Origin of the sequence: Mycolicibacterium neoaurum ATCC 25795, from assembly GCF_000691525.1 — a bacterium.
In the GTDB taxonomy this organism is placed as follows: Bacteria; Actinomycetota; Actinomycetes; order Mycobacteriales; family Mycobacteriaceae; genus Mycobacterium; species Mycobacterium neoaurum.
The window spans coordinates 1-13,716 of sequence record NZ_JMDW01000032.1; the positions used below are offsets into that span (position 1 = coordinate 1).

A 13,716-nucleotide genomic window follows, 5' to 3' on the forward strand; every position below is an offset into this window, starting at 1 on the left:
GCCTTCTGGAACGTCGTCAACTGGGCCGACGTCCAAGACCGCTATACCAAGGCCACCACCAAGACCGGCGGCCTCATCTTCGGGTAAGCCCCGCGTTCGTCGGAAGCCCCGCGTGCCACCGCACGCGGGGCTTCTTGCGTCTGGCTGGCACTCCGTTCCTCTTGCGTGCTAACCCGCCACTGCAGCATCCTGAGTCACAGCGACCCACAGCTGTGTCGGAGCAGCAGCGAGCGACTGTCGGGAGGCCAGATGGACACCGGTGCCGGTAAGGCGATCGAAATTGCCCCATTTCATTCGCGGGGCACCCTCAAAGGCTTCGTGGTGTCGGGCCGGTGGCCGGATTCCACGAAAGAGTGGGCTCAACTGCTCATCGTCGCCGTCCGGGTGGCCTCACTACCGGGACTGTTGTCCACCACGACCATCTTCGGTGTTCGAGAAGAACTTCCCGACCAGCCCGAGCCCGGCACCGTGGGGCTCGTCCTCGCCGAGGGCCCGGTGGTCGGGGAATCGGCACTGCCGCCCGGGTTCTTCGCCGAGCACCAGCCGCCCGCTCTGTTGATGCTGCATCCGCCGTCGGAGACGACGCCGTCGCTACCCGAGTGCGCCGGAGCTGCGTCCGGGTGCGTCCTGCTGCCCGGGATCCCGCACCTCGGCCTGGAACACCGGGCGGCGTGGGTGGAAGCGGAATCCGATGGCACCATCACCTCGATGGTCAGCCGGGTGGGCGTCGATCCGATCAGCCATCCGGACACCGCCATCATGGCGATGCTGCTCGCCGCCTGAGCCGCCCGCATCCATAACGGTTCGGCCTCAAATGGGCCGGAACGGCCGCACGGCGGCCAGCAATTCTGTTGCACCTGTCGTGGTGGCGGGTGTCTTCCTGTCCCGGACTTCGCCCGCCACCCCAGCAAAGTCGTTAACCGACTTTGCTGTGTGACGCCTGCGCACAGGCGATCAGCTCTGGGGTCAGTGTGACAACACGTCAAGATCAGTTGATCTCGGCAAAACAACGTCTGCGTCATTATTTTCTTCGCCAGCTTTGACGGCCGGCTGGTGATCACACCGTTGACGTGCACTACATGCCCTCGCTCGACACCCAAACTGGGGGTAGTGTTACTTTTCAGTGGTTTGCACTTGGTTGTGGCGTTAACTCTCGCTACGATGATCAGCAAATACGAAGCACGTGCACTTCGCTCGTACGCCATGTGGAGGAAAGTTAGATGAGCAAGACGTTCGCCGCCCGACTGAACCGCCTCTTCGATACGGTTTACCCTCCGGGCCGGGGACCGCATACGTCTGCTGAGGTTATCGGCGCCCTCAAGGCCGAGGGTGTCACGATGTCCGCTCCGTACCTCTCTCAGCTGCGTTCGGGCAACCGGACGAACCCGTCGGCCACCACGATGACCGCCTTGGCCAACTTCTTCCGCATCAAGCCCGCCTACTTCACCGACGACGAGTACTACGAGAAGCTCGACAAGGAACTGACCTGGCTGGCCAACATGCGCGACGAGGGCGTGCGCCGCATCGCCGCACGCACCGTCGGCCTCTCGCCGGAGTCGCAGCAGGATCTCGCGCAGAAGGTCGACGAGCTGCGTCGCCGGGAGAACCTCGACGGCTGATTCCCTCCACGGATCTCCACCCGAACGGTGCCGAGCGCATGAGCGCACGGCACCGTTCGTGCGTTCAGCGTTGTTCGACCAGATCCCGATACTGCTCGGCGATCGCCAGGATCCATTCCCGGTCGGAGAATGTCGTGGGCTGCCGCAGCCAGTTCAGGCCGGGGAATGATGCGTGCGTCTCGGCGGCGACGTCATCGCGGCCGTCGTAGATCCACTTGGCGATGCCGCGGGCCTGTTCCTCGGCCGGTACCGGCGGCGAGTCCAGGTCGGCGATATCGGCGATGTTGAGCGTCTGCTCGGTATCGGACTTGCCACCCCCGGAGGTGGTCCGTCGATGCTCACTCTCGGCGGCGATCGCCTCCAGGTAGAGCGAATCCGATATCAGCGACATCTGCTCGGCCACCCGGAACAACAACGGTCCCCGAGGTCGCACACCGATACCGACATCGGGGTGACGTTCGTTGAGTTCGGCCAGCAGCGGCGCGATCAGCCGCATCTCGCGGCGCGCACCGAACCAGTCCTCGACGCTGGGTAACAGCGCCCCACCGCCGACGACGGCCATCGCGCAGCCCAACAGTGTGGCGGCCGCACCGACGCCGATCGCGTCGGTGGTCCCGAGAGCGCGAAGCAGGAAGAAGGCGCTCGCCAGCACGATGAGAACCATGCCCATGCTGAAGACGAACAGCGCCCGCCCGCGTCGGGTGCGATTGGAATGGCGAACTCCCGCCCAGGCGACCAACGTCAACGCCAGCAGGACATAGAGCATCGGAAGCAACCAGGCCGAGGAACCGCCCGGGGCGAGGTGTCGACGCAGATACTCCTCGGGCGCCATCTCGGCTTCCTTGTCCCTGCGGAAGAAGGCGACCAGGGTCACCACGGCGATCCCGGCTGCGAAGACGTACTGTCCGACGGCGATCCGGCGGATCGTGGCCGGCGTGCGATCAGAGGACACCGTCGTGATCATCACGCAGCTGCCCGCCGCGCACGCGATCAATGCCACCTGACTCAGCGCCACCGATACGTTGGGCCAGCGCAGCGCGGTGTCGATGAGCAGGGTCAGTGGCTGCCAGTTGAGAGCTGCCACGATGCCCAGACTCCCCAGCGCGAGGATCATCGCGGTGCTCACCAGGGATTGCTTGTTCACCAACGCCCAGCCGATGCGTAGGCCGGTGGCCAGTCCGAGCAGACCGGCGATCACCCAGACCGTCAACCAAACGCCTCCCCGAGCCGCACCTGCACGATCGACGATCGATCCGAGGGCAATCGGCCCAGCCGGTAGATCAGTAATGCGGCGAAATCCTCGGCCTCCTGCTCGGCTTCCTCGCCCGCCGGACCCATGCAACCGGTGCGCTGATTGAGCATGTAGCCGATCAGATCCGAACCTGCGAGCTCGGTGACCTCCAGGGCCGCCTCCACGACCGGCGTGCCGGCATGCCCGAGGACCAGGTGGCCCAATTCGTGGGCCAGCGTCCGGTCCCAGGCCGGCAATCCCTTCTGGATCAGGAAGACATCGTGGTCGGCGTACTGACGCCACTGGCCGCACACTCCGGCAGGCAGATCGGCCATCTTGATCTGGATCGCGCGGCCCTGGTCCTCGGCGACCGCTTCGACCAGACGTGGCAGCGTGACCTCACCCCGGCGGGGGGCCAGATCGAGAACAGAACTCACCGCACGGGTCACGCGACGGCTCGCAGGCATGAGGTCTCCTTTCCGACCGTTCCACTATGGCGCTGACGTTCGCTGAACGGGAGAGAAACGCTCAACTCGCGAGCCACCCGGCCGGTCCGCCGAGACTGCGGTCGCACCGAATTTGCTGGCGTCGCCGCACATCCACCTCTTGACCATGCCGCGTGCGTCGGCAGGCACTCTGGCAGACCGTTCGGCAATTCTCGCACACCGCCCCGGATGTGTTTGCTGACGGAGTTCAGCGGCCAGGGCGGCGGGGCAGCGAAAAGCGGGGCATGCTAAGAGCGATAGGGTTGGCTGCGACGTAGGAATGTGCTGTGCCGACCGCACGACACATCGACGAATATGACCGGGAGGCGCCGCCGATGGCCCTGTTCAAGCGACGCAAGAGCCGGGCGACACGGCGTGCCGAAGCCAAGGCGATCAAGGCGAAAGCCAAGCTCGAGGCCAAGCTGGCTGCCAAGAACGACGCCCGGCGCATCAAGGCCGACCGCAAGGCCGCGACCCGTGCGGTCAAGGCGCAGCTCAAGGCCCAACACGACAGCGACCGTGCCGCCCTGAAGGTGGCCGAAACGCAGCTGAAGGCGGTTCGCGAGGGCAAGCTGCTCTCGCCGATCAAGATCCGCCGTGCGCTGACGGTGTCGCGTCTGCTGGCTCCGGTGCTGGTGCCGCTGGCGTATCGGGCAGCGATCGCGGTGCGCGGTCTGCTCGATCAGCGGCGCGCGGATCAGCTCGGCGTCCCGCTGAGTCAGGTCGGCCAGTTCTCCGGCCAAGGGGCCGCGCTGTCGGCGCGCATCACCGGCGCCGAGCAGGCCGTGCGCCGGGTCGCGGAGAAAAATCCCAAGGATGCCGAGACCCGCGCCTTCGTCTCCGCGATCAACGATCGCCTCACCGATCTCGCGGCAGCCGTGACCGCCGCGGAGAACATGCCGTCCGCGCGCCGCCGTTCGGCGCATGCGGCCATCGGCGATCAGCTCGACGGTATCGACGCCGACATCCTGGCCCGGCTCGGTCTGCCGTGATCCGGCTTCTCGTCGCCGTGGTCGCGGCGCTGCTCGCGGTCCTCGGTTCCAGCGGCGCGGGTGTCGCGTCGGCGCACGCCGCGCTGGTGTCCTCCGATCCGGCGGCCGATGCGCAGCTCGCGGAGGCTCCGAGTGCGGTCCGCGCGACGTTCAGCGAGGACCTGCAGAGTGCGTTCGCGGCCATGACGGTCGTCGGTCCGGACGGCAACCTGTGGTCGACCGGAGACCCCCGCATCGTCGGGCCGGTGGCCGAGGTCGACCTACGACCGCTCGGGCCGGCAGGCACCTACACCGCGAATTACCGTGTCACCTCCGCCGACGGGCATGTCATCAGCGGATCCTGGTCGTTCGAGCTGACCGTGGCCCGCACCGCGACTCCCGGACCGCCGGTAGACCCGCCTGCCCCCGCCGAGCCGGCGGTCGAGCGCGGCCTGCCGGTGTGGCCCTTCATCGCCGGCGCGGTGGTGCTCGTCGGCGCCGGTGTGTGGTGGAGCCGACGCCGACGTCCGTGAGCGATTTGCGGCGCGCCGGGCTGGGCGTCCTGGTCGCGACCGCGGGTCTGGTGCTGGCCTGGGCGCTGGCGCGCCCCCAATTGTCGTTACCGATCGCGTCGACCCGGATGCTGGCCGACGGTTCGGCGGTGGTGGTGCTGGGCTTGGCCGTGCTGCCGTATCTGGACGTCGCGCGTTACCGGCCCGAGCTGGCGACCCGCAGATCGTTCACGCTGGCCGTGGCCGCGTGGCTGTGGCTGGCCGCCGAACTCGTGCGGTTGATCACCGCAGCCGCTGCCACTGCCGCGGTGGGCATCGACGATCTCGCGGTCGGCACGACGGTGCAGTACGCGACGGCGACCGTGGCCGGGCGCGCCGATCTGATCACGGTGCTGTGTGCCGCCGCCGTCGGTGCCGTCGCGATCGCGGTGCACGGTGCCGTGGCATCGGCGACGATCACCGGCATCGCCGCGCTGGGGCTGGCCGCCCGCACGCTCTCCGGTCACCTCTCCGAAAGCCCGCTCGGTGGGCTGGCGGTGACCCTGCACGTCCTGGCGGCGGCGCTGTGGTGTGGGCTGCTGGCGGCGATGCTGCTGACCATTCGGCATCGCGGGCAGTGGGCACGCCTGTTGCCGCGGTTCTCGACGTTGTCGCTGTGGTGTGTGGTGGTCCTTCTCGCGGGTGGCATCGCGAGCGCGGCGGTGACGATTCCCCTGGATTCACCATCGGCATTGGTGACGACGGGGTATGGGCGACTGCTGCTGGCCAAGGTGGCGGTCACCGCGGTCTTGATGGTGCTGGCCTGGCGGAACCGGTCGTCATGGGTGCCCTCTGCGCGCGGCCATCGGGTGAGCGCCGAGGTCTCCGGTCGGCGCTCGGGCCTCGAGCTGACCCTCATGGCGGTGGCGCTGACGTTGGCCGCCGCGCTGGCGGTGACCGGCTGACCGAATCCGCGGGCTGGCATGATGGGAATTCCGACAACTTGCGGCAGAGGAGCAACAGACATGGCCGACGAGCAGGACCTTCCCGAGCAGAAGGACCCGGCTGAATCGGGTCTGCCCGCGGACGGGCCCGCCGAGTCGGCGCCGGCCGAGAAGGCCGAGCCGGTGAAGAAGGCGCCCGCGAAGAAGGCCGCCCCGGCCAAGAAAGCCGTGCCCGCCAAGAAGGCCCCCGCAAAAAAGGCCGCGCCTGCGAAGAAGGCTGCACCAGCCAAGAAGGCCGTGCCTGCGAAGAAGGCCCCGCCGGCCAAGAAGGTGCCGCCGGTCGAGGCCACCCCGGAGCCCGAAGCGCCCGCGGCTCCGACAGCGATCGCCAAGGAAGCCGCCAAAGAAGTTGCCGCCCAGGCCAAGTCGACCATCGCGACCGCCTCGCCCGGCCCTGTCGTGGCACCCGCCGTCGGTCCCGATCAGTCCCGGCTGCCGCTGGCCGTGGCCGTCGCCGTCGGATTGCTCGCCGTCATCGTCGTCGTTCTGTCGCGGCGCGGAGACAGCCCTTCCTGATCCGCACTTGACCCTGACGTGGCGTCAGGGCTCATAGTCGAGGACATGGACGAACGGACAGTCGGCAGTATCGCCGCACTCACCGGCGTCTCCGTGCGCACGCTGCATCACTACGACCACATCGGGTTGGTGGTGCCCAGCGTGCGGACCGCCGGCTGGTTATCGCGGTTACACCGACGCCGACGTGGAGCGGTTGCACCTGGTCCTCGTGTACCGCGAGGCCGGGTTACCGCTCGAGGAGATCCGCGTCCTGCTCGACGACCCCGAGGCCGACGAGCTGTCTCTGCTGCACCGTCAGCACGCGCTGCTACTGGAGCGTGCCGAGGGGCTGCAGCGCACCATCAAGGCAGTGGAGGAGCTCATGGACGCACACCGCTCAGGCATCCAATTGACCGCCAAGGAGCAGGTCGAGATATTCGGTACCACCGCATTCGGCGCCGACTATGCCGTCGAGGCCGAGCAGCGTTGGGGTGAAACCGCGGAGTGGAAGCAGTCCCGGCGGCGCGTCGCGCAGCTGAGCAAGCAGGATTGGATGGATATCAAGGCCGAAGGTGACTCCCTGCTTGCGGATCTGGCCGCGGCCAAGCGGTCCGGCGTCACCGCGGGATCAGCGCAGGCCGACGCCTTGGCCGCCCGGCACCGCGCCGCGATCGAGCGCTTCTACGACTGCGGCGGGCAGATGCACCGGAACTTGGTCGAGATGTACCTCACCGATTCCAGATTCACCGCGTACTACGACGATGTCGAACCGGGGCTGGCCCAGTTCGTGCACGACATCGTCATCGCTAGCATCATGGAATGACTGTCCAGCCCCGCGCCACGGCCGATCTGGTCGACGAGATCTACCCCGACGTCCGCAGCTGTGACCTCCAGCTGCGCAACTACGGTGCACGCGCCGCGTTCGCCGGTCCGATCACCACCGTGCGGTGCTTTCAGGACAACGCGCTGTTGAAGTCGATCCTGTCGACCCCCGGTGACGGTGGCGTCCTGGTGGTCGACGGGAACGGTTCGCTACACACCGCGCTGGTCGGCGATATCATCGCCGGGCTCGCGGCCGACAACGGCTGGGCTGGGGTGATCGTGCACGGTGCGGTGCGGGATGCGGCGGCGCTGCGCACCATCGACGTCGGCATCAAGGCGCTGGGCACCAATCCGCGCAAGGGGACGAAAACCGGTGCCGGAGAACGCGATATCGAAGTCAGCTTCGGTGGCGTGACGTTCGTTCCCGGTGAGATCGCCTACAGCGACGAAGACGGGATTGTGGTCGTTGCCGGAGGCGACGCATAGACCTCGTTGCCGGAGCCGCTTAACGCCAACAGACGCAAAACTGCCGTTTGCTGTTACTTTTCGGCAGTTTTGCGTCTGTTGAGGGTCAGGCCGAGACCGCCGCGCGGTGCTTGGTGAACAGCAGCGACTCCTCGTCGACCTTGCCGTACCGGATGGTGCGCAGGTCGATGAAGTAGTTCTGCTTGAGCCGCCACGGCGCCTCCGAGCCCGACTTGGGCAGCGTGTCCATGGCCCGGCGGAAGTAGCCAGGGGTGAAGTCCATGAAGGGCTCTTCCTTGACTGCCGATCCGGGATGCTGCGGTTCGACACGGTCGAATCCGTTGTCGTCCATGTAGTTCAGCACCCGGCAGATGAACTCGGACACCAGATCGGCCTTGAGTGTCCACGACGCATTGGTGTAGCCGAAGGTGATCGCCATGTTGGGCACACCCGAGAGCATCAGACCCTTATAGGTCATCGACTTGGTCAGGTCGATGGGCTCGCCGTTGCGCAGGGCCTTGGCGCCGCCGAACAGCTGCATGTTCAAACCCGTTGCGGTGATGATGATATCGGCGTCCAGGTGCTGCCCGGAGGTCAGCTGGATTCCGGACTCGTCGAAGCGCTCGATGGTGTCGGTGACGACATCGGCCTTGCCCGAGCGGATGGTCTTGAACAAGTCACCGTTGGGAGCCAGGCAGACTCGCTCGTCCCACGGGTTGTAGCGCGGGCTGAAGTGCTTGTCGTAGTCGAAATCCTTGGGCAGTCGGCGGGTGGCCATCTGGCGCAACGCGCGCTTGAACACCGACGGGAATCGCCGGGCGATTTGATACTGGCCGGTGGCATAGCCGATCGCCTTCCAGCGATTCACGAAGTGCGCCATGTTCTTCGGCAGATACTTGTTGGCCTGCGCCGCCACCGGATCCTCAAGCGGCAGGGCCCCGATGTAGGTCGGCGAGCGCTGCAGCATCGTGACGTGACCGGCTCCCCCGTCGACCAGCGAGGGGATGAGCGTCACCGCGGTCGCACCGGAGCCGATCACGACGATCTTCTTGCCCGCGTAGTCCAGATCTTCCGGCCAGTGCTGCGGGTGGATGATCTTGCCGGTGAAGTCCTCGGCGCCGGCGAAGGTGGGCGAGTACCCCTCGTCGTAGTTGTAGTAGCCGCTGCAGACCGAGAGGAACGAAGCGGTGATCTGCTTTTCCTGGCCGTCGACCTCGACGGTGACGGTCCACCTGTTGTCGGCGTCGGACCAGTCCGCCGCAGTGACCTTCTGGCCGGTACGGATGTGCTTGTCGATGCCGTTCTCGACGGCGGCTTCGTTGATGTAGTTCCAGATCGACGCACCGTCGGCGATCGACCGGGACGAGGTCCAGGGCTTGAACCGGAAGCCGAGGGTGAACATGTCGGAGTCCGACCGGATGCCGGGGTACTTGAACAGATCCCAGGTGCCACCGATGTTCTCCCGGCGCTCCAGGATGACGTAGCTCTTGGACGGGCAGCGGTCCTGCAGATGCCAGGCGGTGCTGATGCCGGAGATGCCGGCGCCGACGATCACGACGTCGAAGTGTTCGTTCATGGGACCGACGGTATCAACACGGTGTTGAGTGAGTCAACGGTCTGTCGAGAAAGTCGACACAGTGTTAAGGTTGGTTCGTGACCACCGCCAGCCCGAGTCGCGGACGTCGTGCCGCGCGCCCCTCCGGGGACGAACGGCAACAGGCGATCCTGGACACCGCATCCCGGCTCCTGCAGCTGCGGTCCTTCGCCGACATCTCGGTCGACGACCTGGCCAAGGGCGCGGGCATCTCGCGGCCGACGTTCTACTTCTATTTCGCCTCTAAGGAGGCGGTGCTGCTGTCGCTGATGGATCCGCTGATCAAACGCGCCGATACCGGTTTCGACAACGCCATGGACACCATGCCGTCCGAACCGCACGAAGCCATCCGGCGCGGTATCGAGATCTTCTTCAGCTCGTTCGGCTCGCATCCGGCCACGGCGCGGGCCGGGGTGGAGGCCGTCAACACCGTCCCCGAGTTCCGGGCCGTGTGGTCCGGCCTGATGCAGAAGTGGATCGGATTGACCGCCGCGCTGATCAACGCCGAACGCCAGCGCGGCGCCGCCCCGGACACGTTGCCCGCCCTCGATCTGGCGACGTCGTTGAACTTGATGAACGAGAAGATGATGATGGCAGCCCTCGCCGAGGACCGACCGTCGGTCGAACACGACCGTGTCGTGGACACACTCACCCACATCTGGCTGACCAGCATCTACGGCACCGCACCCTGAGCTTGTCGGAGCCGAATGCGAACATATGTTCGTGTCCGGAGCGACCGTTCTGCACGCTGATCTCGACTCGTTCTACGCCTCCGTCGAGCAGCGCGATGACCCGAGCCTTCGTGGCAAGCCGGTCATCGTCGGCGGCGGTGTGGTGCTCGCGGCGAGCTACGAGGCTAAGGCATACGGCGTACGCACCGCGATGAGTGGCCATCAGGCCAGACGCCTCTGCCCACAGGCCATCGTCGTCCCGCCGCGGATGCGGGCGTACTCCGAGGCGAGCCGCGCCGTGTTCGAGGTCTTCCACGACACCACCCCGCTCGTCGAACCGGTGTCGGTCGACGAAGCCTTCCTCGACGTGGGCGGGCTCAGCCGGGTGTCGGGTACGCCCGTGCAGATCGCCGCTCAATTGCGGGATCGGGTTCGCATGGACGTCGGGCTGCCCATCACCGTCGGGATCGCCCGCACGAAATTCCTTGCCAAGGTCGCGAGCCAGGAGGCCAAACCCGATGGCCTGCTCCTCGTCCCGCCGGACGGCGAACTGGCCTTCCTGCATCCGTTGCCGGTCCGTCGACTCTGGGGCGTCGGCGCCAAGACCGCCGATAAGCTGCGCGCACACGGTATTCACTCCGTCGCCGATGTCGCCGAGCTCAGCGAGACGTCCCTGGGTGCCATGGTCGGCCCCGCGATGGGCAGGCAACTGTTCGCCCTTGCGCACAATATCGACCGCCGCCGGGTCACCGCCGGCGTGCGGCGGCGCTCGGTGGGAGCGCAGCGGGCGTTGGGGCGGTCGGGCAGCGATATGTCCGCGGCCGAAATCGATGCCGTCGTGATCAATCTCGTGGACCGCATCACCCGACGGATGCGGGCATCCGGACGCACCGGGCGCACGGTCGTACTGCGGCTACGGTTCGCCGATTTCGGCCGGGTGACCAGGTCGCACACCATGCCGAGAGCGACCTCGTCCACCGATGCGGTGCTGGCCGCCGCGCGGGAGTTGGTGGTGGCCGCCGCTCCGTTGATCGCAGATCGCGGGCTGACGCTGGTCGGCTTCGCGGTGTCCAATATCGATCGCGATGGTGCCGCACAGCTGGAGCTGCCCTTTGGCGCGCCGGCTGATCACGATGCGCTGGACGCCGCCGTCGACGAGGTCCGCCAGCGCTTCGGCAATACTTCGGTCACCCGTGGAGTGCTGCTTGGTCGCGACCCGGGACTGGAGATGCCGATGCTGCCGGATTGAGTAGTTTCACCCATTCGCCGCAGGCCACCCTCGGGCAGGGTGGCGTCATGAACGCATTCAGCGACACGGCAAAGGTCACCGCGGCATTCGCTCTGCAAGCGCACATCGCTTTCGGCGTGAGCTTCGTCGGCGTGCTCGCCGGTATCACGTTCTTGCCCCTCGACTTCTGGCAGCGCATGTTCCTGGCGATGTCGGTGCTGTTTCTCGTCACCAGCGCCTTCACGCTGGCCAAGGTGATCCGCGATCAGCAGGAATCTGCCAGCGTGCATGCCCGCATCGATGAGGCACGGATGGAAAAGCTGATCGCCGAACACAATCCGTTCACGTCAGCGAGCTAGCCTCGCTGGCCGGCCCACGCCAACAGTCGATCCACCGACCAGGTGTTGACGATGCGGTCCACCGGCACCCCGGCGTCGAGTGCGCGTTGCGCGCCGTAGCCGAGGAAGTCGAGCTGTCCCGGGGCGTGCGCGTCGGTGTCGATGGAGAAGTCACATCCGATCTCCAGCGCCAGATCGAGCAATCGGGTGGGCGGGTCACGGCGCTCGGGTCGCGAATTTATCTCCACCGCAACACCATTGTCCCGGCACGCGATGAAGACCTCTTCGGCGTCGAACTGCGATTCCGGGCGGGTCCCCCGGCCGCCTTCCACCAACCGCCCGGTGCAATGCCCCAGGACGTTCGCCTGCCCGCCGCTGACCGCACGCATCATTCGGCGAGTCATCGACGGTGCGTCCATCTTGAGCTTGGAATGCACGCTGGCGACGACGATGTCGAGGCGCTCGAGCAGCTCGGGTTCCTGGTCCAGGGTGCCGTCGTCGAGGATGTCCACCTCGATCCCGGTGAGGATGCGCATCGGCCGAAACTGTTCGCGGAGTTCGTCGATGACATCGAGCTGTCGGCGCAATCTGTCTGCAGAAAGTCCGTTGGCCACCGTCAGCCGCGGGGAGTGGTCGGTCAGCGCGCAGTACTCGTGGCCCAGATCGGCGGCGGCGGCCATCATCTCGGGGATCGGTGCTGAGCCGTCCGACCAGTTCGAGTGCAGGTGCAGATCCCCTTTGAGTGCGGCACGGATCTCGCCACCACCGAGGTCGGCCGCCGACTCGCGCAGCGCGACCAGCGTCTCGGGCTCGCGGCCGGCCCACGCCTGTGCGATCACCGTGGCCGTCTTGGGTCCGATGCCTGGCAGCGTCTGCCAGCTGTTCGCCTTGCCTGCCTTCTCGCGCTGCTCGGGCGTCATCGCCTCCACCACGTCGGCGGCCTTGCGGTAGGCCATCACGCGCCGCGAATCCTCGCGCGCGCGATCCTTGTAGTAGGCAATCCGGCGAAGAGCCTGCACGGGATCCATGTCTCCAGTGTGCTCCGGGAGGCAAATTTGATGCACTGTGCCACTGACGACTGGCGGTAATGTCGGGATGGACCTGCGGGGAGGTTTCATGAGTCTGTTGAGCAAGGCGTTCGACCTGTTGAGAAAGTACGGAGATGTCGTCGGCTTCGACTGGTCCAAGGGGCCCGGCCCGCTCGACAAGATTCCGAACTTGGGTGAGCTCGGCCTGACGTCGTCGCCTATTCTCGCTGCGGCGCAGCTGACCATCAAGGGCATGAAGCAGACCACCGGCTCCGGTGATCCCGAGGACGGTGCCGATTTCGAGAAGTCGGCCGCGAAGTACACCGAGGCCGGAGATCTGATCTTCGACGCGGCACCACTGGAAGACAGGTGGGACGGCACTGCCGCCAGTGTTTACAGAGAGAAGAACACAGGGCACTACTCCCGCACCTATGGCGTGGCGGATGCGGAGGCAGATATGCGCCGCCTCATCGGCCAGTTAGCAGCACAGGTCACCGTCGCACGACGAGACCTTGATGACCGTATCCAGTTCCTTTCAGATGTGGATACCGCCACCTCCTGGATGAACGCGGTCCCGGGTGGTGCAACGGTGAAAGCCGCCACGGATTTGGCAACCGCCACCGTCGTGCTGGGACAAGCCACCTCGGATCTGGCCATACTGACAGCCGAATCGGTTTCCAAGAGCAGCGAGATTCGGTCCTTGGTCGCGGTGTACAACGACGCTGCAGGACAGATCATCTTTGGCGCGCCCATCGGGAAAGACGACGACAACGACGGCAAAGATGACAACGCAGTCCCCTGCGACGAGCCGTTCGGCGATGAGCGGACCGAAGGGACCCTTCCGTCACGGACCGATCCGAACGAGAACTTCACCTTGCCCCAACCGCAGGGGCCGCCCGTCGAGTACCCGCCCGCAACCCCGTACGCCGAACACCGATAGAGGAACAACCGTGGCGACCGATTCCGAACAGAACCTCCGTGTACTCACCGAGCATATCGACCAGATCGCGGCCAGCCAGGGCACCGCCGCCGGAGTGCTCAAGGTAGCCGGAGAGACGGTGAATGATATTGGCAACCGAGTTTCCAACACTCATGGTGTCGCGTGTTTCGCGAGCAACTCGGCCATAGCCGATGTCGAGAGGGCGCGCGATGAAGCACGAAAGAAGCTGTGGCACATGTCCTATGACCTGAGTCAGAGGTTGACCATGGCTTCGCAGAACTACAGCAACGCCGATTGGCGTGCATCCAAAGATATCGGTGCGTGCGAGTTCTGA

General features: G+C 66.1%; 16 protein-coding genes and 2 pseudogenes. 14 read left to right on the forward strand and 4 right to left on the reverse strand.

All coding sequences use genetic code 11. The features are described from left to right. The 3 genes and pseudogenes from IC40_RS27690 to IC40_RS0126140 all read left to right on the forward strand — a co-directional run. Positions 1-87 (forward strand): annotated as a pseudogene (locus IC40_RS27690) (superoxide dismutase); the annotation flags it as partial. 162 nt (positions 88-249) lie between these two features. Further along, complete coding sequence (locus tag IC40_RS0126135) at positions 250-783, forward strand: hypothetical protein (RefSeq protein ID WP_030137602.1); 534 nt, start codon at positions 250-252, stop codon at positions 781-783. Positions 784-1,220: 437 nt separating this feature from the next. Further along, positions 1,221-1,619, forward strand: a complete 399-nt coding sequence (locus IC40_RS0126140; protein WP_030137603.1) for a helix-turn-helix transcriptional regulator — start codon at positions 1,221-1,223, stop codon at positions 1,617-1,619. A gap of 64 nt (positions 1,620-1,683) precedes the next feature. Here the strand turns inward: IC40_RS0126140 and IC40_RS0126145 are convergent, their stop codons facing one another. Both IC40_RS0126145 and IC40_RS0126150 read right to left on the reverse strand, forming a co-directional pair. Next, the gene (locus tag IC40_RS0126145; protein ID WP_030137604.1) at positions 1,684-2,829 is read right to left on the reverse strand and encodes a hypothetical protein; all 1,146 of its coding nucleotides are present in this window, start codon (positions 2,827-2,829) and stop codon (positions 1,684-1,686) included. Beyond that, complete coding sequence (locus tag IC40_RS0126150) at positions 2,826-3,317, reverse strand: hypothetical protein (RefSeq protein ID WP_030137605.1); 492 nt, start codon at positions 3,315-3,317, stop codon at positions 2,826-2,828. Before IC40_RS0126150 ends, IC40_RS0126145 begins: the two co-directional genes overlap by 4 nt. 353 nt (positions 3,318-3,670) lie before the next feature. Here IC40_RS0126150 and IC40_RS0126155 point away from each other — a divergent pair, with 353 nt between their 5' ends. From IC40_RS0126155 to rraA, 6 genes and pseudogenes are all read left to right on the forward strand, one after another. Next, positions 3,671-4,327: a DUF6474 family protein gene (locus tag IC40_RS0126155; RefSeq protein ID WP_030137606.1), complete on the forward strand. Its 657-nt coding sequence runs from the start codon at positions 3,671-3,673 to the stop codon at positions 4,325-4,327. Next, on the forward strand, positions 4,324-4,839 hold the full coding sequence (locus IC40_RS0126160) for a copper resistance CopC family protein (protein WP_030137607.1): 516 nt from the start codon (positions 4,324-4,326) through the stop codon (positions 4,837-4,839). The genes IC40_RS0126155 and IC40_RS0126160 overlap by 4 nt, the downstream gene beginning before the upstream one ends. Further along, positions 4,836-5,762 carry a CopD family protein gene (locus IC40_RS0126165; protein WP_030137608.1) on the forward strand — a complete coding sequence of 309 codons (927 nt, stop codon included), beginning with the start codon at positions 4,836-4,838 and terminating at the stop codon, positions 5,760-5,762. The genes IC40_RS0126160 and IC40_RS0126165 overlap by 4 nt, the downstream gene beginning before the upstream one ends. Before the next feature lie 60 nt (positions 5,763-5,822). Then, the gene (locus tag IC40_RS0126170; RefSeq protein ID WP_030137609.1) at positions 5,823-6,317 is read left to right on the forward strand and encodes a hypothetical protein; all 495 of its coding nucleotides are present in this window, start codon (positions 5,823-5,825) and stop codon (positions 6,315-6,317) included. Positions 6,318-6,362: 45 nt separating this feature from the next. Then, positions 6,363-7,119: pseudogene (locus IC40_RS26705) on the forward strand (MerR family transcriptional regulator). Beyond that, positions 7,116-7,604: a ribonuclease E activity regulator RraA gene (gene rraA / locus IC40_RS0126180; protein WP_030137610.1), complete on the forward strand. Its 489-nt coding sequence runs from the start codon at positions 7,116-7,118 to the stop codon at positions 7,602-7,604. The pseudogene IC40_RS26705 and the gene rraA overlap by 4 nt, the downstream one beginning before the upstream one ends. A gap of 85 nt (positions 7,605-7,689) precedes the next feature. On the opposite strand, the gene IC40_RS0126185 is transcribed toward rraA, so the two are convergent. Further along, complete coding sequence (locus tag IC40_RS0126185) at positions 7,690-9,159, reverse strand: flavin-containing monooxygenase (protein WP_030137611.1); 1,470 nt, start codon at positions 9,157-9,159, stop codon at positions 7,690-7,692. Between the two features lie 77 nt (positions 9,160-9,236). On the opposite strand from IC40_RS0126185, the gene IC40_RS0126190 reads away from it, so the two are divergent. From IC40_RS0126190 to IC40_RS0126200, 3 genes are read left to right on the forward strand one after another with little or no spacing between them, the layout of a single operon-like run. Next, complete coding sequence (locus tag IC40_RS0126190) at positions 9,237-9,869, forward strand: TetR/AcrR family transcriptional regulator (protein WP_030137612.1); 633 nt, start codon at positions 9,237-9,239, stop codon at positions 9,867-9,869. Between the two features lie 25 nt (positions 9,870-9,894). Next, positions 9,895-11,097: a DNA polymerase IV gene (dinB, locus tag IC40_RS0126195; RefSeq protein WP_030137613.1), complete on the forward strand. Its 1,203-nt coding sequence runs from the start codon at positions 9,895-9,897 to the stop codon at positions 11,095-11,097. 47 nt (positions 11,098-11,144) lie between these two features. Further along, positions 11,145-11,435, forward strand: a complete 291-nt coding sequence (locus IC40_RS0126200; protein ID WP_030137614.1) for a YiaA/YiaB family inner membrane protein — start codon at positions 11,145-11,147, stop codon at positions 11,433-11,435. On the opposite strand, the gene IC40_RS0126205 is transcribed toward IC40_RS0126200, so the two are convergent. Then, positions 11,432-12,442, reverse strand: coding sequence for a PHP domain-containing protein (locus tag IC40_RS0126205; RefSeq protein ID WP_030137615.1), 1,011 nt, complete (start codon positions 12,440-12,442; stop codon positions 11,432-11,434). The two genes, IC40_RS0126200 and IC40_RS0126205, sit on opposite strands and share 4 nt — an antisense overlap. Positions 12,443-12,530: 88 nt before the next feature. Here IC40_RS0126205 and IC40_RS27940 point away from each other — a divergent pair, with 88 nt between their 5' ends. After that, entirely contained in the window at positions 12,531-13,382 is an 852-nt protein-coding gene (locus IC40_RS27940; protein ID WP_157837339.1) for an EspA/EspE family type VII secretion system effector, read from the forward strand. 10 nt (positions 13,383-13,392) lie between these two features. Next, positions 13,393-13,716 carry an ESX-1 secretion-associated protein gene (locus tag IC40_RS0126215; RefSeq protein ID WP_042509591.1) on the forward strand — a complete coding sequence of 108 codons (324 nt, stop codon included), beginning with the start codon at positions 13,393-13,395 and terminating at the stop codon, positions 13,714-13,716.

Excerpts from the sequence above, each read along its gene's own strand:
- IC40_RS0126170 (WP_030137609.1), top strand. The coding sequence starts at position 5,823 with ATGGCCGACGAGCAGGACCTTCCCGAGCAGAAGGACCCGGCTGAATCG.
- dinB (WP_030137613.1), top strand. The coding sequence starts at position 9,895 with ATGTTCGTGTCCGGAGCGACCGTTCTGCACGCTGATCTCGACTCGTTC.
- IC40_RS0126135 (WP_030137602.1), top strand. The coding sequence starts at position 250 with ATGGACACCGGTGCCGGTAAGGCGATCGAAATTGCCCCATTTCATTCG.
- IC40_RS0126200 (WP_030137614.1), top strand. The coding sequence starts at position 11,145 with ATGAACGCATTCAGCGACACGGCAAAGGTCACCGCGGCATTCGCTCTG.
- IC40_RS0126205 (WP_030137615.1), bottom strand. The coding sequence starts at position 12,442 with ATGGATCCCGTGCAGGCTCTTCGCCGGATTGCCTACTACAAGGATCGC.
- rraA (WP_030137610.1), top strand. The coding sequence starts at position 7,116 with ATGACTGTCCAGCCCCGCGCCACGGCCGATCTGGTCGACGAGATCTAC.
- IC40_RS0126140 (WP_030137603.1), top strand. The coding sequence starts at position 1,221 with ATGAGCAAGACGTTCGCCGCCCGACTGAACCGCCTCTTCGATACGGTT.
- IC40_RS0126185 (WP_030137611.1), bottom strand. The coding sequence starts at position 9,159 with ATGAACGAACACTTCGACGTCGTGATCGTCGGCGCCGGCATCTCCGGC.
- IC40_RS27940 (WP_157837339.1), top strand. The coding sequence starts at position 12,531 with ATGAGTCTGTTGAGCAAGGCGTTCGACCTGTTGAGAAAGTACGGAGAT.
- IC40_RS0126155 (WP_030137606.1), top strand. The coding sequence starts at position 3,671 with ATGGCCCTGTTCAAGCGACGCAAGAGCCGGGCGACACGGCGTGCCGAA.
- IC40_RS0126150 (WP_030137605.1), bottom strand. The coding sequence starts at position 3,317 with ATGCCTGCGAGCCGTCGCGTGACCCGTGCGGTGAGTTCTGTTCTCGAT.